This is a genomic window from Rhodococcus aetherivorans (genome assembly GCF_011058165.1).
Lineage (GTDB): Bacteria > Actinomycetota > Actinomycetes > Mycobacteriales > Mycobacteriaceae > Rhodococcus > Rhodococcus aetherivorans.
Window position 1 is genome coordinate 15,456 of record NZ_JAALEG010000029.1, and the last position, 21,974, is coordinate 37,429.

The following is a 21,974-nucleotide window of genomic DNA, read 5'->3' on the forward strand; positions in this document are numbered from 1 at the left end:
TCTATGGTGCCCGCCACACCGCTGTGACCTGCGTCTCCTCCGTTTCGGCCCCGTAAATCCGGCGTAACGACCGGCTGATCTGGGCATTCGGCTATTGACCTCTTTTCGCTAAGACGATACAAATCTCTTAGTGCAAAGATATCGACTCGGCGCGCACCACCCTCCGGCTCCGCGAGCAGCGTGGTCCGCGTCCGTCCCGACCGAACGGACCTCCCTCATGCCCATTGCGTACGCGTCCCCTCTCCAGGTGGGACCCGCCGAGCACGAGCCCGAGTCCGTCGACACGGTCGACGAGATCCTCGTCGCCGGCCGATGGCAGCGTGGACTCGGTGAGTGCATCGAGTCCGTCGACCCCGCCACCGGCCGGGTCTTCGCGAGCCTGCACACCGCGACCGTCGACGACGTCGACCGGGCCGTCACCGAAGGTCTGCGCGCCGCCCGCGGCGGGTGGTCGGCACTGCTCCCGCACGAGCGTGCACGGGTCCTGCACCGCGTCGGCAACGCCCTCGACGACGAGGCCGAACGGGTGGCACGGCTCCAGACCCTCGACACCGGCAAGACACTGACCGAGACCCGGGCCCTGGTTGCCAGCGCCGCCAACACGTTTCGTTACACCGCGGCCGCACTCGAGACGATGGACTCCGCACTGACCACGCCCCGGGGGCCGTGGTTGACCATGTCGACGTACCAGCCGATGGGCGTCGTCGCCGCGATCACGCCGTGGAACTCACCGATCGCGTCCGACGCCCAGAAGATCGCCCCGGCCCTCGCCGCCGGCAACGCCGTCGTGAGCAAGCCGCCGGTGTGGGCGCCGTGGGTGACGCTGCGTCTCGCCCGCATCTGCGAGGCGGCCGGGCTGCCCGCGGGGGTGCTCTCGGTCCTGCCGGGATCCGGGCGCACCGTCGGCGAGGCGCTGGTCCGGCACCCGGACGTCGCCAAGGTCACCTTCACCGGCGGCACCGAAACCGGCCGTCACCTCGCGCATCTCGCCGCCGACAAGCTCATGCCGATCACGCTCGAACTCGGCGGTAAGTCCCCGACGATCGTGTTCGAGGACGCCGATCTCGAACAGGCCCTCGCCGGCGTCCTCTACGGCGTCTTCTCCTCGTCCGGGCAGAGCTGCATCGCCGGATCCCGGATCTTCGTCCACCGCAGCATCGCCGAGACCTTCACCGGCGAACTCGTCCGGCGCGCAGCGGCCCTGCGTCTCGGCCCCGGCACGGACCCGCGCACCCGGGTGGCTCCGATGGTCACCTTCGCGCACCGGGACCGGGTGGCCGCGATGGTCGACGACGCCGTCGCCGCCGGGGCCCGGGCGTTGTGCGGGGGCGCGATCCCGGCCGACGAACGGCTCTCGTCCGGCGCGTACTACCCGCCCACGGTGCTCACCGGAGCCGACAACGCCGCGACGATCTGCCGCGAGGAGGTCTTCGGTCCGGTGGCCGTCGTGCTGCCCTTCGACGACGAGGAGGACCTGATCGCGCAGGCGAACGACTCGGTATACGGGTTGGCCTGCGGCATCTGGACCTCCGACTACCGGCGGGCGTGGCGCGTGGCCGGCGCGGTGAAGGCGGGCACCGTCTGGATCAACACCTACAAGCAGTTCAGCATCTCGACGCCCTTCACCGGTCTCGGCGACAGCGGTCTCGGCACCGAGAAGGGACGCGAGGGCATCCGCCAGTACTGCGATCAGAAGAGCATCTACCTCGACCTGTCCGGCGAACCGATCGCCTGGGCCACCCCCGACCCGACAGAAACCCGAAAGGACGCTTCCCGGTGACCGATTCGATTACCGCGACCCACGACCGCACCGCCCACCCGTACAGCCCCGCCTACGCCGTCGCCGGCTTCGGGTTCGTCTCCGGCGCCCTGTCGGTCGACGAGCACGGAATCGCCGTCGACGGTACGACCCCCGCCCTCGACGCCGCGATCGCCCGCCTCGGCGAGCGCCTCGCGACCATCGGCATGACCCTGGCCGACGTCGTCAAGACCACGTACTTCGTGACCGACGTGACGCTCCGCGACGAGGCGAACCGCCACTACGAGAAGGTCTTCGCCGAGCCCCGGCCCGCCCGCTCGTTCGTCGAGGTCGCCGCCCTGCCCTACGGCGCCACCGTCGAGATCGAAGCCGTCGCGCATCGCGCCTGAACCCCCACCGCACGAAAGGACCCACCGTCATGGCCGCACCCGAGAAGACCACCGTCGACCTCGAAGCCCTCATCGACTCCTGCATCGCCAGCCGCGACAGCCGCTACGAGGACTGGGACACCCTCGGCTTCCAGGCCGCCAAGGGCGGAGATCGCTTCAAGCGTGCCCAGATCCGCTACATCGGCTCCGGTGCCACCGGCAACCACGAGGGCGACGCCCGCACGCTGCCCGCCGAGCACTTCACCCTGTCCAACATGCGGCTGCCCGCCGGTGCAGTCGGCCCCGAGCACACCCACCACGACGTCGAAGAGGTGTTCTTCGTGCTCGAGGGTGAGCTCGAGGTCGCGGTCCACGACGTCGAGGACGGCACCCGGAAGGCCGTCCGCCGGCTCGGCTACCGCGACATGATCCGCGTTCCCGCCGGCGTGCCGCGCAGCCTCGCGAACGTGGGCGACACCGACGCCCTGTTCTGCGTGATCATCGGCGCCGCGAAGCCGCAGCTGCCCACCTACCCGCCGAGCTCGGAGATGTACGGCGTCACCCGCTGACGCCGCCGAGAAGACCCTCCACCGACAGGGAGATCACCGATGGAGCAGTCCGTCCGACGTCGCCTCCGCGTCCACCAGAAGACCTGGGAGGCAGACGGAGTCACCAGCGTGACGTTCGTCGATCCGACCGGTGCGTCGTTGCCGCAGTGGCAGCCGGGCGCGCATCTCGCCCTGCACCTGCCGAACGGTGTGGTGCGCGAGTACTCGCTGTGCTCGGATCCGCGGGACACCACGCGCTGGACGGTCGCCGTGCTGCGCGCCGAGCGCTCCCGCGGGGGCAGCGCCTACGTGCACGAGTCGCTGCAGATCGGCGCGGAGATCGACGTCGACGGACCGCGCAGCGCCTTCGCCCTCGACGCCGCCGCGACCGACCACGTCCTCGTGGCCGGCGGCATCGGCATCACCCCGATCGTCGCGATGATGCGGGAGCTGCGGGCGACGGGACGGCCGTGGCGCCTGCTCTACGCCGGACGCTCCCGGCGGGCCATGGCGTTCGTCGACGAGATCGCCGCCCATCCCGCCGAGCAGGTGACCGTCCACGCCGACGACGAGGCCGGGGGCCTGCCGGACCTCGCCGGGCTGCTGTCCGGCCTGCCGCCGACCGCCGTCGTCTACTGCTGTGGCCCCGCCCCCCTCATGGACGCGGTGGCCGCGACCGTCCCGGACCCCGGTCAGGTGCGCACCGAACGGTTCGCGGCCCCGGAACCGGCGCCGCGCTCGGGGGAGGACACCGCCTTCGACGTGATCGTCGAGAGCACCGGCCGCCGCATCCCGGTGCCGCCGACCGTGTCGGTGCTCGACGCCCTCGCCGCCGCCGGTGTGCCCGTACCCAGCTCGTGCACCGAAGGCATCTGCGGGACGTGCGAGGTCGGGGTGATCAAGGGCGACGTGGACCACCGCGACTTCCTGCTCACCGAGTCCGAACACGCCGCCGGATCGACGATGTTCCCGTGCGTGTCCCGTTGCCGCTCCGCCGAACTCGTACTGGATCTGTGAGAAGGGAACCGGAACGCATGTACCACCACCAACTTCCGCGCTACAGCGACTCGCCCGTCTGCCGGCTGCGCGCCCTGCGCTCGGTGACCCTCTCGGTGCCGGACCCCGCCGCGTCGCGGGACTTCTACCACGAGGCCTGGGGACTGACGACCGTCGAGGCCGACGGCGACCGATTCTGGCTGCGCGCCACCGGACCCGAGCACCACGTGCTCGCGGTCGAACGGGCCGACGTCAACGCGCTGGGACGCATCAGCTTCGCCCTCGCCACCCCCCGCGAGGTCGACGACGCCGCACTGGCCCTCGACCGGCTCGGCATCCCGCTGCTGCGCACGCCGGGCCCGCTCGACGACGCCGGGGGCGGCTACGGCCTGCAACTGGTCGATCCGGAGGGGCGGTGCCTCGAGTTGTCGGCCGACACCCACGCGGTGACCGAGCAGGAACCGGCCGGCCGCCGGGCCATCCCCCGCAAGATCGCCCACGTCGTGCTCAACACGACCGACATCGAACGCACCACCGCCTTCTACACGCAGGTGCTCGGCATGCGGGTCTCCGACTGGTCGGAACGGCAGATGTCCTTCCTCCGCTGCAACTCCGACCACCACGTCATTGCGCTCAACCGGGCGTCGTGGCCCTCGCTCAACCATGTGGCGTACGAGATGCAGAGCCTCGATCACTTCATGCGCGGCATCGGCGGGCTCCGGGCGCACGGCATCGCGCCGCAGTGGGGCCCGGGCCGGCACGGCCCCGGCGACAACACCTTCTCCTACTTCACCGACCCCGCGGGCCTGGTGTGCGAGTACACCTCCGAGGTCGCCCAGATCGACGAGGACGCCTGGCTGTGCCGCACGTGGAAGCGCACACCGGAACTGTCCGACCAGTGGGGGACGGCCGGGCCACCCACCACGACCGTGCGCGCCGCCATGGCCGGCAGCCCCGACCCGGGTCACCGCGACCGCGTCGAGGCCCGCGACGCCGACTACTTCTACGGGGCCGGCGTCGCGGCCGGAGCGCCGTCGTGACCGCGGACGCCGCGGTGACCGGGCACCTGCACGTCGCGCGGCTCGGGACGGGGGAGCCGGTGCTCCTGCTGCACGGCATCGGCGGCAACGCGAACTCGTGTGCACCGCTCGCGGCGGAACTCGCCGCCCGCGGACACGCGACGTACCGGCTCGACGCCGCGGGGTACGGCCGCTCCGCCGACCCGGTCGACGTCCGGCACGACCACGCGACGGACGTCCTGGACGTCCTCGACGACATCGACCCGGTCCGGCCCGTGCACCTGGTGGGCACGTCGTGGGGCGGAGTCGTCGCACTCGAGGCCGCGCGGCGCCGGCCCGACCGGGTGCGCACGCTCGTCCTCGCCGACAGCACCCGGGGCTCGGGCACGTCGCCCGAACGCGCCGCCGCCATGCGCGACCGTGTCCGCGCCCTGCGCGAGGCCGGCGCCGACCGGTTCGCGGCGGAGCGGGCACCGAAACTCACGGCGCCCGGAGCGCCCGTCGCCGTCCGCTCACGCGTCGCCGCCGACATGGCCGCCGTGCGCCTCGCCGGATACGCGGCGGCCGCGGAAGCCATGGCGACCACCGACCACGGGCCCATCCTGCCCACCCTGACCGTCCCCACCCTGGTCCTCGTCGGCGAACACGACGTCGTCACCGGCGTCGCCGAATCGCAGCTCCTGGCGGACGCGATCCCCGGGGCGCGGCTTGTCGTCGTCGCCGATGCGGGTCACGCGGCGATACAGGAGCAGCCCCGCACGGTCGCCTGCGAACTCGTCCGATTCTGGGAAGGAGCCGCGTGATGAGCGGAACCGTCGTGGTGACCGGGGCCGGCCGCGGCCTCGGCTACTGCATCGCCGAGCGGTTGTGTGCCGACGGACGCCGGGTGGTGATCGCCGAGCGCAACGCGGACACCGCCGAGGGCGCCGCCCGTGCCCTGCGCGAACGCGGCGGCGACGCGATCGCGGTGGTCACGGACATCGCCGATGCCGGCTCCGTGCGCGCTCTCGCGTCGCGACTGGCGGACGAGGGGCCGCTGACGGGCCTGGTCAACAACGCGGCCATCGCCGACGGCGTCGGCGGGGACGCGTTCTGGGAACTGTCCGAGAGCGAATTCGACCGCATCACCTCGGTCAACGTGCGCGGCACCTGGATGGTGACCAAGCACCTGTGGCCGCTGCTCGCCGCCAACCGGGGCGCGATCGTGAACATGGCGTCCGACGTGGCCTTCTACGGATCGCCCCGGCTGATCCACTACGTCGCCTCCAAGGGCGCCGTCGTCGCGATGACCCGTTCGATGGCCCGGGACGCCGGCCCGCACGGGGTGCGGGTCAACGCCGTGGCCCCCGGGCTCGTCCGGGTCGAGGCCACCGAATCCGTTCCCGCCGCCCGCTATGCCACCTACGCGCAGGGCCGCGCCCTCCCGCGTGACCAGACCCCCGAGGACGTCGCCGGGGTCGTCCGGTTCCTCCTGTCGGAGGACGCCGCCTTCGTCACCGGCCAGACCGTCGTCGTCGACGGCGGATTCGTCCTGAACTGACCTGCTCGCCCGGCGAGCACCCGAACCCCACGGAGATCCCATGGACCTGCACCTCACCGGACGCACGGTGATCGTCACCGGCGCGAGTTCCGGTGTCGGCCTCGCCACCGCCCGGATGCTCGCCGCCGAAGGCGCCCGAGTGGCACTGTGCGCGCGGGACCTCGACCGCCTGCGCGCCGCCGCCGGCACGTTGGCGGCCGACCCGGCCGATGTCCTCACCGTCGCGTGCGACGTCACCGACCGGAACTCCGTGCAGGCCTTCGCCGATGCGGTCGTCGACCGGTTCGGGGGGATCGACGGGGTGGTGTGCAACGCCGGGCGCTCGCTGATGTCGACGCTCACCGACACCACCGACGAGCAGATCCGGGACGAGTTCGAACTCAAGATCTTCGGCGCGCTGCATCTGATCCGCGCGGCACGGACGGCGCTCGCGAAGTCCGATGCGGCCTCCGTGGTGATCGTCAACGCGATCCTCGCGCGGCAACCCGAGTTGCGGCTCGCCGTCACCTCGGCGGCCCGTGCCGGACTGCTCAACCTGGCGCAGTCCCTGTCCGGGGAACTCGCACCCGACGGCATCCGCGTCAACTCCGTGCTGCTCGGCCTCGTCGACACCGGTCAGTGGCAGCGCCGCCACGCCGAATCCGGCGACGGCCGCGCCTTCGACGAGTGGAGCGCCGAGATCGCCGCCGACCGCGGGATCGGACTGGGCCGCTTCGGAATCGCGGACGAGGTCGCCTTCCCCGTCACCACCCTGCTCTCACCCCGCAACAGCTACGTGACCGGCGCGACCGTCGACGTCGGCGGCGGTGTCGGGCGCTACGTCTGACCCGCCAGTGGTCATCTGCATCGGAGGAAACATGGACACCCCCTCATCCGCGCCGGGTCGGCGCGCCACCGGCGGCGACGTCCTCGTGTCGGTCATGCGCCGGCACGGCATCGACACCGCGTTCGGCGTCGTCAGCATCCACAACCTTCCCCTCGTCGAGGCCGTCGCCCGCGACCTGAACTTCGTCGAGGTGCGGCACGAGGCCGCCGCGGTCAACGCCGCGGACGGGTACGCCCGCGCCTCGGGCCGCATCGGCGTGGCGCTGACGAGCACCGGCACCGGCGCCGGCAACGCCGCCGGATCAATGATCGAGGCCCTCACTGCCGGCAGCCGCGTCCTGCACGTGACCGGCCAGATCGAAAGCGAATACCTCACGCCCGAACCGGCCGCGTCGAGCCGCGGCGTGATCCACGAATTTCCCCGGCAACGGCAGATGCTCGACGCCGTCTCCCGGTACGCGGCGACGATCACCGACGCCAAGGACGCCGAGGCGGAACTCGAGGCCGCGATCGCCCGCATCCTGTCGGCACCGCAGGGACCCGCCAGCGTCGAATGGCCCACCGACCTGCAGTATCTGGCGTCGCCGGACGAACAGCGAGCGGCGGAGGCCCGGATCGCACAGCCACCGGCCCCCAATGCTGCTGCGCTGGAGCGCGCCGCCGCGGTGCTCGCCTCCGCCGAGCGGCCCCTGCTGTGGCTCGGTGGGGGCGCCGCCGGCGCCGGCGACGAACTGCGCGCCCTCGCCCACCGGCTCGGGGCGGGGATTCTCACCAGCAACTCCGGACGGGGCATCGTGTCCGAGGACGACGACCTCGTCGTCGGGAACTTCGCGGCGTCCCCCGAGGTCGCCGGGCTCCTCGCCGACGCCGACGTCCTGCTCGCCGTCGGAACCCACTTCCGGTCCAACGAGACCAAGAGCTACCACCTCACGCTGCCTGCGACGCAGGTGCAGATCGACATCGATCCCGCCGCGATCGGCCGGGTGTATCCGGCCACGGTCGGAATCGTCGCCGACGCCCGCACGGCACTGCGCGGCATCCTCGACGCGCTCGACGGCACCGTCCGGCGCGACGAGTGGGCGGCCCGGGTTCAGGCGGCACGGAAGCGCAGCCGGGCCGCGCTCACCGCATACATCGGCGGCTACGCCGAGATCTGCGAGGGCATGCGCCGCGTGCTGCCCCGCCGGTCGGTGGTCGCCCGCGACGTGACGATCCCGTCCAGCCAGTGGGGCAACCGCCTGCTGCCGTTCTACGAGCGCGAGACCAACATCTTCCCGCTCGGCGGCGGCATCGGGCAGGGCCTCGCCATGGGGCTCGGCGCGGCCCATGCCCGCCGGGACGTTCCGACGGTCGTGATGGCCGGGGATGGGGGTCTGGCCGTGCACCTCGGCGAGCTGGCCTCGCTCGCCGGGTCCGACGCCTGGTGCGTCGTGCTGGTGTTCAACGACGGCGGCTACGGCGTTCTCCGGAACATGCAGGAGGCCAACGGATTCCGTCGGTCCGGGGTGGACCTGCACACGCCGCGGTTCGATCTGCTCGCCGCCTCGATGGGCATGCCGTACACCCTCGTGCAGCGGCCCGGCGTCTTCGAGTCCGCGTTCGGGGAGGCGATCGCGACGCGCCGGCCCGCGCTGGTCGAGGTCGACGTGACCGCCCTCGACCCGCAGCCCGGACCGTTCGTGCCACCGGTGCACGTGCCGACGGGAGGTGCCCGATGACCCCGCGGATTCGCGCCGAGGCGGCCTGGTGGACCGACGGGCAGGCCGCCGCCGCGCTGCGCGACGGCCGCGCGGTGCACCTGTACGCCGCGGGCGCCGACGCCGAACCCGCCCTGCGCGCGGCCGATCGTCACGGCGACCTGCTGCGCAGCCTGATCCTGGCCGATCCCGCGTGCGACGTCGACGCCGTCGCCGGCCTCCTGGGCCGGATCACCGTCCCCACGCTGGTGGTGGCCTCCGCTCTCGGCGACGACACCGATCTGTCCGTACCGCAGCGGCTCGCGGGCGAGATCGACAACGGAGTCTTCGTCGTCGTCGACGGATGTCCGGCGCCCGTCCACCTCACCCGGCCCGAGTCCTTCACGGAATGGGCGAGCGCCTTCGCCGCCATCGCCGAGGGACTCGCCGCCCGCTACCGGTCCGGGCTCGCCGCCCCCACCCCCCACATCGAAGGAGTTCTCGCGTGAACCGCACTGCGACGGCACGATTCACAGAACCGTACCTGGAACCACGACAGACCCATCCCGATCCGCTGACCCCCTACGAGGACAAGCTCGCCGGGTCACTCATGGAGATCTTCGGGACCGGCACCCACGACCTGCCCGGTGTCGTCGAGGGACTCAACGGCCTGGGCCTGCACGGCCCCGACGGCCGGCCCTGGACCGAGGACACCTTCCGCGCCGAAATGCGACGACTGGGGAGATGACATGACCACCTTCGAGACTGCACAGACCACCACCAGCGGCGCCCCGCGCCCGGCCGGACCGCGGTTCGCCGTCGGCACCCGCCGGCCGATGGACGCCGACGAGATCGCGGCGACCGGCCTGCGCGACCGCTGGTACCCGATCCTTCCGTCGCGCATGGTCGAACCGGGCGCGATGGTCAAGGTCACCCGCCTCGGCGTGGACTGGCTGCTGTTCCGCGACGCCCGGGGCGCGGTCCACATGCTCGAGGACCGGTGCCCGCACCGCAGCGCCCCGCTGTCGGTGGGGCAGCATCTCGGTGACCGCGTCGCCTGCCTGTACCACGGCGTGCAGGTCGACGGAACCGGCACCGTCGTCTCCGTGCCCGGCATGCCCGGGTGCGCGCTCGAGGGCAAACGCGCGACCGCCTCGCTGTCGGTGGTCGAGGCCGCCGACACGATCTTCGCGTTCGTGCCCCTGACCCACGACTCCGTGCCGACGCCGTTCGTCCTGCCGGACCGGCTCGCGGACGAGGAGGTGTCGTGGTTCCCCAACTACGCGGAGTGGGCCGGGCCGTGGCGCTTCTACATGGACAACGTGCTCGACCCGATGCACGGGGCCTTCCTGCACCGCAACTCGCACTCGATGTTCGGCGGCGACACCTCGGCGCGGTTCCGGATCCGCGAGACCGACCGCGGGTTCTTCTTCGAGAAGACCGACCAGCGCGGCGTGAACTTCGACTGGGTCGAGTTCGTGCGCGGATCCATGGACTACGTGGACCTCGAGATCCCCTACGCCCCCAATGCCGGTCCCGGCGGCGTGTTCGGCATCGTGGGCATGTGCACCCCGATCGACCGGGACCACTCCGCCATCTTCCACTGGCGCACCCGGCGGGTGTCGGGCTGGGAACGGGAGGCGTGGCGCTTCCTGTACCGGACCCGGCTCGAGGAACGGCACTGGGAGGTGCTCGAACAGGACCGTGCCGTCCTGGAGGCGCTGGCCGCGGATGCCGACGTCGAGGAACACCTCTACCAGCACGACCTCGGTGTCTCCCGGATCCGCCGGATCTACCGGGCCGACGCGAAGCAGCAGGCGGCGGTGCTCGCGGGAGTGCCGGCGTGAGCGGCGGGACCATGATGCTCACCGTGGTCCTGCGGCACGATCAGAGCCGGAACCTCGAACAGTTGCAGGGCCGGCTCGACGACGCGGACTGGTGGCACGGGTTCCCGCCCGAGGGGTGCGAGGTCGTCTCGTGGGTGGTCGCGATGGGGATCGGGCAGATCGTGACCTTGCGGCTGCCCGCCGATCGGCTGGCCGCCGTCAACGTCGAACTCGAGCGCCGCGCGTGGGGCGTGTTCCGCACCGAGTGCTACCCGACTTACGACTTCGTGCCGGTGCGGGAGCGGCTGACCCGCGAATCCGACGAACGTCGCGGCGCGGTGCTCCGATGACCCGGGTGGGACACCCGGCCGTCCCGGAGCCGCCGCGGCCGGACATGTTCAGCAACGCCCGCGTCGTCGGCCGGCACTTCTTCGTCTCCGGCATGCACGCCGGCACCCCCGACGGTCCCGTCGGCGGTGCCGACGTCTACCGCCAGGCGCGGGAGGCGTTCCGGCGCACCCGCGCGCTGGTGGAAGCCTGCGGCGCGCAGGTCGACGACATCCTCGCGCTGCGCATCTACGTCACGGACATCGGAGCCAAGGCCGCCGTCGGGCGGGCCCGCGCCGAGATGTTCCGCGGCGATTTCCCGTGCTCGACCCTGGTCGCGGTGTCGGCCCTGGTCGAGGACGGCCTCAGCGTCGAGGTCGAAGCACAGGGAATCATCTCGGCGGCCGCGACGGCGGACGCGTAACCTTCTGATTCGACGCCCCTGGCAGGGCATCGACCGACCCGAGGACGCCACCATGCGCGGACCCAACACCACATCGTCCACTTCCCGAACCGACGAGGCAGCGCCGAACTGGCCCGTCCTCGTCCTGACCTTCGTCGCCGTCGTCCTCGACGGTTACGACACGATCGCCCTGGGCCTGTCGGTCCCGGCGCTCGCGAAGGACTGGGACGTCGCCCCGTCCCACTTCACCCCCGCACTGTCCCTGACCAGCGTCGGCGTGGCACTCGGTTACCTCGCCTGCGGCCGGATCGTCGCACGGTTCGGCGCCCGGCGCGTCGTGCTGGCCGCGGTGGTGGTGTTCACCGTCGGCTCGCTGCTGACCGCGTTCGCGTCGACGATCACCGAACTCACCGCCCTGCGCGTGCTGACCGGCCTCGGCCTCGGTGCGGTCCTGCCGGCGGCCGTCTCCCACGCGACGGCCCTCAATCCCGCCCGGCTGCGGCAGTCGATCGCCGTGTTCGTCACCATGGGCATCTCCCTCGGTGCGCTGATCGCCGGGGTGCTGGGCACGCGCCTGATCGGCGCGTTCGGCTGGGAATCGGTGTTCCTCGTCGGCGCCGCGGCCTCGGCCGTCCTGTTGCCGCTGCTGTGGATCGGCCTCCCCGACGGACGCGCCGCCGTCGGCGAGCCCGCGCCGGCCGCCGCCGCGACCGCGTCGGCGGTGCGCGAGGCGTCCGTCGCGCGCCTGTTCGATCCGGGGCTGCGGAGCCGCACGCTGCTGCTGTGGGGCTTCTCGTTCCTGATGTTCACCGTGTACTACGTCTTCTCGTCGTGGTTGCCGACGCTGCTGACGAGCTACGGGTTCTCGGCTGGGCTGGCACCGTTGGGCTCGGCCGCGCTCGGGGTCGGCAGCATCGTCGGTGCGGCGGTCCTCATGATCGGTGCGCTGCGGTTCCGGATGTCGTCGGTGCTCCTGGTCACCACGTCGCTGGCGATCGTCTTCCTCGTCGTGTCCGCGTTCCTCGGTCCCGACAAGGTGCTCTTGCTGATCGTGTTCGGCGGCGTGGGTCTCGGCATCCAGGCCGGCATGATCGGTCAGACCGCGCTGTCGGTGTCGATGTACCCGCAGGGGACTGCGACGACCGCGGTCGGCTGGTCCGCGTCCATGGGACGGCTCGGCTCGGTCGTCGGCCCGGTGGTGGGCGGCGCGCTCATCGGCCTCGGCGTCCCGACCGGCACCATCGTGCTGGTGGCGTGCGTTCCGGTCCTGGCCGCCCTGGTCCTCATCGCGGTGCTCGGCTGGATCACCGCTCCGAAGACCCTCTCGAAGTCGGCACCGCCGGCCGTGCCCGCAGGCCGCTGACGCGGCCGGTGTGTCCTTCGGGCTGCTGGAACAGCCCGAAGGACACACGGGCGTTTACGCCCTCTCGAACACCGCGGCCAGGCCCTGGCCGCCGCCGATGCACATCGTCTCGAGGCCGTAGCGGCCCTCGCGGCGGTCGAGCTCGCGCAGCAGGGTGGCGAGGATGCGGCCGCCGGTCGCGCCGACGGGGTGGCCGAGCGAGATGCCCGACCCGTGGGGGTTCAGGCGCGCATCGTCGGGCTCGAGGCCCCAGCTGCGGGTCACGGCGAGGGTCTGCGCGGCGAACGCCTCGTTGAGCTCGATCACGTCCATGTCCGCCAGGCTCAGGCCGAGGCGGCCGAGGGCCTTCTCCGTGGCCGGGACCGGGCCGATGCCCATGGTGCGCGGCGGCACCCCGGCCACCGCCCAGCTCGCCAGCCGGGCCAGCGGGCGCAGGCCCAGCTGCGCGGCCTTCTCGGCGGTGGTGACGATCGCCAGCGCGGCACCGTCGTTCTGACCGCTGGCGTTGCCGGCGGTGACGGTCGACTCCGGGTCGATCCTGCCGCGGATCGGGCGCAGCTTGGCGAGGGATTCGACGCTGGTGTCGGCGCGCGGATGCTCGTCGGTGTCGACGACGAGCGGATCACCCTTGCGCTGGGGCACGGCCACCGGGACGATCTCCTGCGCGAACACGCCGTCCTTCTGCGCGGCCACGGCGCGCTGGTGCGACTGGACCGCCAGGGCGTCCTGGTCGGCGCGGCTGATGGCGAACTCGGCGCGCAGGTTCTCGGCCGTTTCGATCATGCCGCCCGGCACGGGGAAGTCCCGGCCGCCGGCGGTGACCCGGGCGCGGGCCAGACGGTCGGACAGGGCCACGGACTCACCCTTGACACCCCAGCGCATGCCGGTGGCGTAGAACTCGGCCTGACTCATGGACTCGGCACCACCCGCGAGGATCAGGTCGCTGCCGCCGGACTGGACCTGCATGACGGCCTGCAGGACGGCCTGCAGCCCCGAGCCGCAGCGACGGTCGACCTGCTGGCCCGGAACCTCCACGCCGAGACCGGCGTTGAGGGCGGCGACGCGGCCGAGGGCGGGAGCTTCCCCGTTGGGCGAGGCCTGGCCGAGGATCACGTCGTCGACGTCCGAGCCGGAGATACCGGTGCGGGCGACGAGCTCGCGGATCACGGTGGCGGCGAGGTCTTCCGGTGCGACGTCCTTCAGGACGCCACCGAAGCGGCCGACGGGGGTACGGAGGGGTTCGCAGATCACTACGTCGCGCATGGCAGTTTCCTTGTCGATATTCGGGGTCAGTGCTTCTGGGTCCGGGCGAGATCGGCCGAGATCGCCGCTGCCGTCTCGATCACGGCGGGCACGAGTTCGCTCCGCACGGCGTCGAGGCTGTAGCGGGCGGCCTGGGTGGAGATGTTCACGGCGGCGACGACGCCGCCGGAGGCGTCGCGGATGGGCGCGGCCAGCGAGCGGAGCCCCTCCTCGAGTTCCTGGTCGACGATGCAGTAGCCGTCGCGCCGGATCCGGTCGAGCTCGGCGCGCAACCCGTCGGCCGTGATCAGGGTGCGGGAGGTGAGCGGCTCGAGCGTCGCGGTGGCGAGGTAGGCGTCGAGTTCGGCGGGGGAGAGCCCGGCGAGCAGGACGCGCCCCATCGAGGTGGCGTGCGCGGGAAAGCGCGTGCCGATGGTGATGGAGACGGTCATGATGCGGCTGACCGGAACCCGCGCGACGTAGACGACGTCGCCACCGTCGAGCACCGACACCGACGTCGACTCGTGGACGTTCTTCGCCAGCGCCTCGAGGTGCGGGCGTGCCACCTCCGGCAGCGTCAGGCTCGACAGGTAGCTGTAGCCGAGCTCGAGCACGCGCGGGGTCAGCCAGAACTGGGAGCCGTCCGTACGTACGTATCCGAGCTCGACCAGCGTGAGCAGGAACCGTCGCGCGGTGGCCCGGGTCAGGTCGGTGGCCCTGGCCACCTCGCTGAGGGTGCGCCGGGGGTGCTCGGCGTCGAACGCCTTGATGACGGACAGTCCGCGCGCGAGCGACTGCACGTAGTCCGGCGACGCTGCGGTCGCCGCGATCGGGTCGCCGTCGGTGATCGTCATGGTGTGGTGCTCCCCTCGCCGTCTGCGAGCGCCTGCCTGCCGAGCGCGAACGCCCGGTTGCTGTTCGGCACTCCCGCGTAGATCGCGGTGTGCAGGAATACTTCCACGAGCTCGTCGGGGTCGAGACCGGCGCGCAGGGCCGCCCGGATGTGCATGTCGAGTTCGTGCTCGTTGCCGACGGCGGTGAGGATCGCCAGCGTCAGCAGCCGGCGGGTGTGATGGTCCAGTCCGGGCCGGGACCAGACGTCGCCCCACGCGGTGCGGGTGATGAAGTCCTGGAACGGCTCGGTGAACGCGGTGGCCGCCGACATCGCCCGGTCGACGTGCGCGTCGCCGAGCACCGAGCGCCGGACCCGCATGCCCTGTTCGAAGGCGGCGGTGCGCTGCGCGCCGGCCGGGGTGGCGCGGGCGATGTGCTCGCGGATCAGGGCGGTGATCCGGCCCGCCTGTTCGACGTTGGCCAGGTGCGCGCCCGGGTCGACGACGTGGAAGGCGGCGCCGGCGATGCCGTCGGCGATCTGCTCCATGACGGCCGGCGGGGTGGCCGGATCCTGCTCGCCGGCGACGACGAGGGTCGGCGCGACGATGCGGGCGAGGTCGGGGCGCCCGTCCCACGTGGCCAGCGCCTCACAGCACGCGGCGTAGCCCTCGTCGCTGGTGCCCGCCACCATCTCGACGTGCCGTGCGACCAGGTCGGGGTCGCGTTCGGCGAGGCCCGGGGTGAACCAGCGGCCGACGATGGACTCGGCGATGGACGCCAGCCCGTCGGCGCGGACCGTGGCGGCGCGGTCGAGCCACGGCTGGGCCGGGGCGAAGGCGGCGGACGTGCACAGCAGGGTCAGGGTGCGGACGCGTTCGGGGTGATGCGCGGCGAGCCACTGGCCGACGGCGCCGCCGAGCGACAGGCCCACGAAGTGCACCGAGCCGAGGCCGAGCGAGTCGAGCAGCGCGACGACGTCACCGCCGAGATCGGCCATTGTGTAGGGACCGGCGACGACGGGGGACTTGCCGTGCCCGCGGTGGTCGACGGCGACGACGTTGGCGATCGGGGACAGCGCGGTGATCTGCGGCGCCCACATCGACAGGTCGGAGCCGAGCGACCCGAGCAGCACCACCGGGGGAGCGGTGGGGTCGCCGTGCTGTTCGTAGTTGAGCGTGACGGTCATGCCTGTCCTCCAAGGGGCCGGTCGGCGGTGGTGTCGTGGTGGGCCAGGGCACGGTCGACGAGGTCGCCGGCGTGGCCGAGGTAGCGGGTGGGGTCGAGCAGGGCGCGGACCCGGTCGGCGCCGAGGTGCTCGACGATGCCGGGATCGCGGTCGAGCGGAGTGCCGGCGCGGGCCGCCGCGGTGACGATCTCGCGCGCCGAGCCGGTGTGCTCGGACAGCACCGCGGCGACCTTCTCCGCGAGGATCGCCCCGCCGGTGAGTTCGAGGTTGCGGGTCAACGCGTCGGCGTGGACGTGCAGCCCGGCCAGGCTGACCGAAAGCTGATGGGCCGCACCGCCGGTCAGCCGGAGCAGGTCGGTGAGCGTCTCCCACTCGGCATGCCAGGCGCCCGCGGCGCGGGCGAACTCGTGGTCCGTCGACGCGAGGGCGGTCGCGACGAGGCCGGGCACGCGCCGCGCGGCCGCCCGGGCGGTGATCGCCGCGACCGGATTGCGCTTGTGCGGCATCGCCGACGATCCGCCCGGCGCGTCCTCGCTGACCTCGCCGAGTTCGGTTGCGGCCATGAGGACGACGTCGGTGGCGGGCTTGGCGACCGCGCCGGCGGCGATCCCCAGGGCGGCCGCGAGCCCGGTCACGGGGGTACGCGCGGTGTGCCACGGCACGAGGGGCCTGGCCAGCCCGAGCAGGTCCGCCAGGGTGTCCGCGAACGCGAGGCCGTCCGGGTGCACTGCGGCGAGAGTGCCTGCTGCGCCGCCGTATTGGGCGGGCAGCGAGACGAGGGCGCGGTCGAGCGAGGCGGTGGCGTCGTCGAGCGCGACGAGCCACGTCGCGGCGAGGGCCCCGAACGTGGTGGGCAGCGCCTGCTGCCCGAGGGTGCGCGCGACCATCGGGGTGTCACGGTGCCGGCGGGCCAGGCGTGCCGTCGCCTCGGCGGCGCCGCGCAACTCGGCGACGACGAGCCGGCCGGCCTTGTGCGCCAGCAACATCAGCGCGGTGTCGAGGACGTCCTGGCTCGTGGCCCCGACGTGCACCGCGGCGGCAGGGGCCTGCGCGCGCTCCCGCAGGATCTTCACCAGGGGGATCACCGGATTGCCCCCGGCCGCGGAGAGCCGGCCCAGTTCGGCCGGGTCCAGTTCGCGGGTGAGTTCCCCGGCCGCCGCGGCGACGGCCGTGACGTCGGCGGCGGTGGCGCGACCGTGCTTCTCGGCGGCGCGCGTGATCGCCACCTCGACGTCGAGCAGGGCGGCGATCCACGCCCGGTCGGACAGCAGCGTTGCGAGGTCGCCGGCCCCGAACACAGGGTCGAAGAGGGCGCCGCGGGTGTTGTCGGACTGCGCCGGCACGGTCAAGGCACGCTCCCGTCTAGATCGCGAAGAACGGCGTCTCCACACCGTTCGGATCGAGGTCCTGAACGTACACGGTCCAGGCGTAGCCGTCGTCGGACTTGTCGGCGATCAGCTTGTGCCGCTGCGACTCCGGCAGTGCGGTGAGCACCGGGTCGGAGGCGTGCGCGGCGAGGTCCTCCGGGAAGTACATGCGGGTGCAGAGGCGGTCGAGCATGCCGCGCGCGAAGATCCCGACGTTCAGGTGCGGCGCCTCGTCGGCCTCGGTGTCGGACTCGTGGGCGCCGGGCTTGACCGTGTGGATCGCGGCGGTGCCGGTGCCGTCGGCGGCGCTGCGGGCGAAGCCACGGAAGCCCTCGGCGCCGAACCGGCCCTCGGCGTCGGCCTGCCAGGTCTCGACCATGGCGTCGGCGATCGGCTCGCGGTTCCCGTCGATCACGGTGATGCGCACGGTGATCCGGCCGGGGGTGTCGGCGGGGACGACGTCCGCGCCGTCGGCCCACTCGAGGCCGATCTTCCAGTACGGACCGACGGTCTGCGACGGTGTGGGACCGAAGGCGGCGGTGCTCTGGTCGCCCGGGGTGACGGGGTAACGAGGAGCGAACTCACTCATCGTCGTCCTCCTCGTTCTCGAAGGGGGTGGCCTCGCGTCCGCGCAGGACGATGTCGAAGCGGAAGCCGAGGGCCCAGTTGTCGACGGTGGCGTCGTAGTCGAAGACGCTGACCATCCGGTGCCGCGCCTCGGCGGGCACCGCGTTGTAGATGGGGTCCTGGAAGAACATCGGGTCGTCGGGGAAGTACATCTGGGTGACGAGCCGCTGCGTGAACGCCGTGCCGAACAACGAGAAGTGGATGTGGGCGGGACGCCAGGCGTTGTGGTGGTTGCGCCACGGGTAGGCCCCGGGCTTGACGGTGGTGAACCGGTATCGGCCCGCCGCGTCGGTGACGCAGCGGCCGACGCCGGTGAAGAACGGGTCCAGCGGGGCGGGCCAGTTGTCGTCGACGTGCCGGTAGCGGCCGGCGGCGTTGGCCTGCCACACCTCGAGCAGCGCGTGGGGGACGGGCTTGCCGTCGCCGTCGAGGACGCGGCCGTGCACGATGATGCGCTGGCCGGCGGCCTCGCCGCCGTTGGCGATGCTCAGGTCGGCGTCCCCCTCCTGCACGCGGTCCTCGCCGAAGACCGGCCCGGTGAGCTCGCCGAGCCGCTGTGGGACGAGCGTGAGCGGCTGCGCCGGGCGGCGCAGCGCGGTGGTCCGGTAGTCGGGGAAGTCGAGCGGCGGGTGCACGCCGTCGGGGCGGGCGAAGCGGGGTGGCAGGTGAAGCATGGGACCTCGGTGTTCGATGCGTGTTCGCGATATGGACGGAAGGACGCTATGCGTACGAGGCTAGTGGGTCGTCCTGGCCGAATCAATATTCCAAAATGAAACAGTCTCGAAATGGTTCGTATCACGGACGGGGGTTCACATTACGCACAACTGCCGCTATCGTAGAGGCATGGACAAAGTCGTTGCCACCGCCGCCGAGGCCGTAGCCGACATCCCGAACGGCGTCACCATCGCCGTGGGCGGATTCGGTCTGGTCGGCGTTCCGGAAATCCTGATCAACGCGCTGCTCGAGCAGGGCGCCACCGACCTCGAGACGGTCAGCAACAACTGCGGCACCGACGGCTTCGGCCTCGGGGTGCTGCTGGAGAAGGGCCGCATCCGCCGCACCATCTCCTCCTACGTCGGCTCCAACAAGGAGTTCGCGCGGCAGTACCTCTCCGGCGAGCTCGAGGTGGAGCTGACCCCGCAGGGCACCCTCGCGGAGCGGCTGCGCGCCGGCGGCGCCGGCATCCCCGCGTTCTTCACCCCCGCGGGTGTCGGCACCCAGGTCGAGGAGGGGGGCCTGCCGCTGCGCTACGACGGCAAGGGCGGTATCGCCGTCGCGTCCCCGCCGAAGGAGACCCGCGAGTTCGACGGCGAGACCTACGTCATGGAACGCGGAATCGTCGCCGACTACGCCCTGGTCCACGCCTGGAAGGGCGACCGGCACGGCAACCTCGTCTACCGCACGAGCGCCCGCAACTTCAACCCGCCCGCCGCCACGTCGGGCCGCATCACCATCGCGCAGGTCGAGCACCTCGTCGAACCCGGCGAGCTCGACCCCAACGAGATCCATACCGCCGGCATCCACGTCCAGCGCGTCGTGCACGTCGGCCCCGTCACTGTCGGCATCGAGAATCGGACGGTCCGTTCATGACCCAGGCAGCCACCACCATCCAGAAGCTCACCCGTGAGCAGATGGCCGCGCGCGTGGCCGCGGAACTCTCGGACGGCCAGTACGTCAACCTCGGCATCGGCATGCCGACCCTGGTGCCCAACTACCTCGACCCGGACGTCGAGGTGATCCTGCACTCGGAGAACGGCGTGCTCGGTGTCGGGCCGTATCCGACCGAGGACGAGCTCGACCCCGAGCTCATCAACGCCGGCAAGGAGACCATCACGGTCATCCCCGGGGCCTCGTTCTTCGACTCGGCGGAGTCCTTCGGCATGATCCGCGGCGGACAGATCGACGTCGCCGTCCTCGGCGCGATGCAGGTCTCCGCCAAGGGCGACATCGCCAACTGGATGATCCCCGGCGCGATGGTCAAGGGCATGGGCGGCGCGATGGACCTCGTCCACGGCGCCAAGCGCGTCATCGTGATGATGGAGCACGTCACCAAGAAGGGCGAGCCCAAGATCTTCGAGGAGTGCACCCTGCCGCTCACCGGCAAGCACTGCGTCCAGCGGATCATCACCGACATGGCGGTCATCGACGTCACCGACGAGGGCCTGAAGCTCGTCGAGACCGCGCCCGGCGTGAGTGTCGACGACGTTCTGGCCGCGACCGCCGCGAAGCTCATCGTCTGACCCTTCCTCCCCTGACGGGCCGAATGTCACACGGGTTCGATCTGACTGAACCCGTGTGACATTCGGCCGTCTGCGTTTACGGGGCGACCTCCTCGCGTCGCCACGCGAACGGCGCGAGCGGCGGGTCCAGCTCGGCGGCGGTGAGGCGGTTGGCGAGCGTCGAGAGGGTGAAGGTGCCGACGCCGAGGACCACCTCGAGGGCGTTGCGCGCCGTGAACCCCGCCGCGGTGAACTCGGCCCACCGGTCGTCGGGCACCGCACCGGCCGAATCGAGTACCGCCAGGGTGAACCTCCGCAGGACCTCGAGTCGTTCGTCGGCGAGGGCCCGGCCGGTGCGCAGTGCGTCGACGAGGTCCCCGGGTGCGCCCATCCTGGTGAGCTTCGCGCTGTGCAGGGCGACACACACGTGGCATTCGTTGCGGGTGGCGATCGTCAGCACCAGCACCTCCCGTTCGATCTCGCCGAGGCTGCTGCGCTCGAACAGTGCGTTGGCGCGGGTGAAGGCCGACAGCAGTTCGGGGGATTCGGCCATGAGCGCGACGGGGTCGGGCACGAATCCGAACTCTCGTCCGATCGCCGACATGATCGGCCGGGCTGCGGACGGCGCGGTCTCGGCGCTGTGGCGGGTGAAGGTGGTGGGCATCGAACCGTCCTCCGTTAAGATAGACAACATGGTTGACGGAACGGTAAACCAAGTTGTCGAATCCGCGCAAGGCCCCGGCTACGAGCTGCCACTCCTGCTGTTCGCGGGATTCCGTGCCCTGGTCGACGCTCTGCATCGGCAGCTCGCCGAGGAGGGGCATCCGGACGTGCGCCCCGCGCACGGCTTCGCGATGCAGGCCATCGGAACCGCCGGCGCCTCGGCCAGCGAGATCGGCCGCCGTCTCGGCGTGTCCAAACAGGCGGCGGGCAAGACGGTGGATCGGCTCGAGCAACTCGGGTACGTGCGGCGGGAGGCGGATCCGTCCGATGCGCGCGCGAAGACCGTCGTCCTCACCGACCGAGGCCTCGACTGCCTCCGGCGCTCCGCGGCGATCTTCGACGAACTTCGTGGCCGGTGGGGCCGGACGTTGGGCTCCGAGCGCCTGCGGCAGCTCGAAGCCGATCTGCGCACGGTCGCCGGCGCCGAGGGCTTCCGTCTCGATGCGCAGGCGTGGTTCGACCGGTGACCGCCGTGGCGCGGCGATCTGGACAACTCGGTTAATTCCGGTTAACTTCAGGGTCCGTTGTCCCGACCGGCCCAGGAGACCTTGTGAGCACGCGCTTTCCCGCCATGGAACTGAAGGATCTGCCCGGGGACATCGCAGAGCGCGTCCTCGAAGTGCAGGAGAAGTCGGGGTTCGTGCCCAACGTGTTCCTCACCTTCGCGCGACGTCCCGCCGAGTGGCGGGCCTTCTTCGCGTACCACGACGCGATCATGTTGCGGGAGGACTCCGGCCTGACCAAGGGCGACCGGGAGATGATCGTCACCACGATCTCCGCTGCCAACAACTGCCTGTACTGCGTCGTGGCGCACGGCGCGATCCTGCGGATCTACGAGAAGAAGCCGACGGTGGCCGACCAGGTGGCGGTCAACTACCGCACCGCCGACATCGAACCGCGGCAGCGCGCGATGCTCGACTTCGCCACCAAGGTCAACGAGCGTGCCTACGACGTCGACGACGCCGACTTCGCGGCCCTGCACGCCCACGGCTTCACCGACGAGGACGCCTGGGACATCGCCGCGATCACCGCGTTCTTCGGCCTGAGCAACAAGATGGCCAGCGTGACCGGGATGATGCCCAATCCCGAGTTCTATCTCATGGGCCGGGTGCCGCGGCAGTAACGT

Annotated in this window: 26 protein-coding genes; 19 read left to right on the forward strand and 7 right to left on the reverse strand. The window is 71.7% G+C overall.

Going from position 1 to position 21,974, the window contains the following annotated elements:
* Positions 1–217 precede the first annotated feature (217 nt).
* The 15 genes from G6039_RS13655 (at position 218) to G6039_RS13725 (ending at position 12,650) form a co-directional block, all read left to right on the forward strand.
* A complete protein-coding gene (locus G6039_RS13655) occupies positions 218–1,780 on the forward strand; it encodes an aldehyde dehydrogenase (RefSeq protein ID WP_043802468.1) in 1,563 nt (520 codons plus the stop codon).
* Positions 1,777–2,148, forward strand: a complete 372-nt coding sequence (locus G6039_RS13660; protein ID WP_006938326.1) for a RidA family protein — start codon at positions 1,777–1,779, stop codon at positions 2,146–2,148. The genes G6039_RS13655 and G6039_RS13660 overlap by 4 nt, the downstream gene beginning before the upstream one ends.
* Before the next feature lie 29 nt (positions 2,149–2,177).
* Positions 2,178–2,696 carry a cupin domain-containing protein gene (locus G6039_RS13665; protein WP_006938328.1) on the forward strand — a complete coding sequence of 173 codons (519 nt, stop codon included), beginning with the start codon at positions 2,178–2,180 and terminating at the stop codon, positions 2,694–2,696.
* Positions 2,697–2,804: 108 nt separating this feature from the next.
* Entirely contained in the window at positions 2,805–3,692 is an 888-nt protein-coding gene (locus G6039_RS13670; RefSeq protein WP_043802528.1) for a PDR/VanB family oxidoreductase, read from the forward strand.
* Positions 3,693–3,709: 17 nt separating this feature from the next.
* Complete coding sequence (locus tag G6039_RS13675) at positions 3,710–4,711, forward strand: VOC family protein (protein WP_043802465.1); 1,002 nt, start codon at positions 3,710–3,712, stop codon at positions 4,709–4,711.
* Positions 4,708–5,493, forward strand: a complete 786-nt coding sequence (locus tag G6039_RS13680; protein ID WP_235194117.1) for an alpha/beta fold hydrolase — start codon at positions 4,708–4,710, stop codon at positions 5,491–5,493. The genes G6039_RS13675 and G6039_RS13680 overlap by 4 nt, the downstream gene beginning before the upstream one ends.
* Positions 5,493–6,230, forward strand: a complete 738-nt coding sequence (locus G6039_RS13685) for an SDR family oxidoreductase (RefSeq protein WP_029546497.1) — start codon at positions 5,493–5,495, stop codon at positions 6,228–6,230. Before G6039_RS13680 ends, G6039_RS13685 begins: the two co-directional genes overlap by 1 nt.
* Positions 6,231–6,270: 40 nt before the next feature.
* Positions 6,271–7,056, forward strand: a complete 786-nt coding sequence (locus G6039_RS13690; protein WP_043802461.1) for an SDR family oxidoreductase — start codon at positions 6,271–6,273, stop codon at positions 7,054–7,056.
* 31 nt (positions 7,057–7,087) lie between these two features.
* Entirely contained in the window at positions 7,088–8,773 is a 1,686-nt protein-coding gene (locus G6039_RS13695; RefSeq protein WP_043802458.1) for a thiamine pyrophosphate-binding protein, read from the forward strand.
* Entirely contained in the window at positions 8,770–9,240 is a 471-nt protein-coding gene (locus G6039_RS13700; protein ID WP_050036047.1) for an alpha/beta fold hydrolase, read from the forward strand. The genes G6039_RS13695 and G6039_RS13700 overlap by 4 nt, the downstream gene beginning before the upstream one ends.
* Positions 9,237–9,479, forward strand: a complete 243-nt coding sequence (locus G6039_RS13705; RefSeq protein WP_029546493.1) for a recombinase-like helix-turn-helix domain-containing protein — start codon at positions 9,237–9,239, stop codon at positions 9,477–9,479. Before G6039_RS13700 ends, G6039_RS13705 begins: the two co-directional genes overlap by 4 nt.
* Before the next feature lies 1 nt (position 9,480).
* The gene (locus tag G6039_RS13710) at positions 9,481–10,578 is read left to right on the forward strand and encodes a Rieske 2Fe-2S domain-containing protein (protein WP_029546492.1); all 1,098 of its coding nucleotides are present in this window, start codon (positions 9,481–9,483) and stop codon (positions 10,576–10,578) included.
* 11 nt (positions 10,579–10,589) lie between these two features.
* Positions 10,590–10,907 (forward strand): hypothetical protein, encoded by a 318-nt coding sequence (locus tag G6039_RS13715; protein ID WP_043802519.1) that lies wholly within the window; start codon positions 10,590–10,592, stop codon positions 10,905–10,907.
* Entirely contained in the window at positions 10,904–11,308 is a 405-nt protein-coding gene (locus G6039_RS13720; protein WP_029546490.1) for a RidA family protein, read from the forward strand. The genes G6039_RS13715 and G6039_RS13720 overlap by 4 nt, the downstream gene beginning before the upstream one ends.
* Before the next feature lie 52 nt (positions 11,309–11,360).
* Positions 11,361–12,650, forward strand: coding sequence for an MFS transporter (locus tag G6039_RS13725; protein WP_043802454.1), 1,290 nt, complete (start codon positions 11,361–11,363; stop codon positions 12,648–12,650).
* A 54-nt stretch (positions 12,651–12,704) separates the two neighbouring features.
* On the opposite strand, the gene G6039_RS13730 is transcribed toward G6039_RS13725, so the two are convergent.
* From G6039_RS13730 to pcaH, 6 genes are read right to left on the reverse strand one after another with little or no spacing between them, the layout of a single operon-like run.
* Positions 12,705–13,913 carry an acetyl-CoA C-acetyltransferase gene (locus G6039_RS13730; protein ID WP_043802450.1) on the reverse strand — a complete coding sequence of 403 codons (1,209 nt, stop codon included), beginning with the start codon at positions 13,911–13,913 and terminating at the stop codon, positions 12,705–12,707.
* A gap of 26 nt (positions 13,914–13,939) precedes the next feature.
* Positions 13,940–14,746 carry an IclR family transcriptional regulator gene (locus G6039_RS13735; protein WP_050036044.1) on the reverse strand — a complete coding sequence of 269 codons (807 nt, stop codon included), beginning with the start codon at positions 14,744–14,746 and terminating at the stop codon, positions 13,940–13,942.
* Positions 14,743–15,912 (reverse strand): bifunctional 3-oxoadipate enol-lactonase/4-carboxymuconolactone decarboxylase PcaDC, encoded by a 1,170-nt coding sequence (gene pcaDC / locus G6039_RS13740; protein ID WP_043802446.1) that lies wholly within the window; start codon positions 15,910–15,912, stop codon positions 14,743–14,745. Before pcaDC ends, G6039_RS13735 begins: the two co-directional genes overlap by 4 nt.
* Positions 15,909–17,261, reverse strand: a complete 1,353-nt coding sequence (locus tag G6039_RS13745) for a lyase family protein (RefSeq protein WP_043802443.1) — start codon at positions 17,259–17,261, stop codon at positions 15,909–15,911. The genes pcaDC and G6039_RS13745 overlap by 4 nt, the downstream gene beginning before the upstream one ends.
* Positions 17,262–17,274: 13 nt before the next feature.
* Positions 17,275–17,868 carry a protocatechuate 3,4-dioxygenase subunit alpha gene (gene pcaG, locus G6039_RS13750; protein WP_043802439.1) on the reverse strand — a complete coding sequence of 198 codons (594 nt, stop codon included), beginning with the start codon at positions 17,866–17,868 and terminating at the stop codon, positions 17,275–17,277.
* Complete coding sequence (gene pcaH, locus G6039_RS13755; protein WP_043802435.1) at positions 17,861–18,580, reverse strand: protocatechuate 3,4-dioxygenase subunit beta; 720 nt, start codon at positions 18,578–18,580, stop codon at positions 17,861–17,863. The genes pcaG and pcaH overlap by 8 nt, the downstream gene beginning before the upstream one ends.
* 169 nt (positions 18,581–18,749) lie before the next feature.
* Between pcaH and G6039_RS13760 the strand changes: the two genes are divergently transcribed.
* Positions 18,750–19,496 carry a CoA transferase subunit A gene (locus tag G6039_RS13760; RefSeq protein ID WP_029546482.1) on the forward strand — a complete coding sequence of 249 codons (747 nt, stop codon included), beginning with the start codon at positions 18,750–18,752 and terminating at the stop codon, positions 19,494–19,496.
* A complete protein-coding gene (locus G6039_RS13765) occupies positions 19,493–20,146 on the forward strand; it encodes a CoA transferase subunit B (RefSeq protein ID WP_043802432.1) in 654 nt (217 codons plus the stop codon). The genes G6039_RS13760 and G6039_RS13765 overlap by 4 nt, the downstream gene beginning before the upstream one ends.
* A gap of 76 nt (positions 20,147–20,222) precedes the next feature.
* On the opposite strand, the gene G6039_RS13770 is transcribed toward G6039_RS13765, so the two are convergent.
* Positions 20,223–20,789: a carboxymuconolactone decarboxylase family protein gene (locus G6039_RS13770; protein WP_043802430.1), complete on the reverse strand. Its 567-nt coding sequence runs from the start codon at positions 20,787–20,789 to the stop codon at positions 20,223–20,225.
* Positions 20,790–20,817: 28 nt separating this feature from the next.
* Here G6039_RS13770 and G6039_RS13775 point away from each other — a divergent pair, with 28 nt between their 5' ends.
* Entirely contained in the window at positions 20,818–21,315 is a 498-nt protein-coding gene (locus tag G6039_RS13775) for a MarR family winged helix-turn-helix transcriptional regulator (RefSeq protein WP_051446174.1), read from the forward strand.
* 104 nt (positions 21,316–21,419) lie between these two features.
* The gene (locus tag G6039_RS13780; RefSeq protein ID WP_037201207.1) at positions 21,420–21,971 is read left to right on the forward strand and encodes a peroxidase-related enzyme; all 552 of its coding nucleotides are present in this window, start codon (positions 21,420–21,422) and stop codon (positions 21,969–21,971) included.
* The last annotated feature ends 3 nt before the right edge of the window (positions 21,972–21,974 follow it).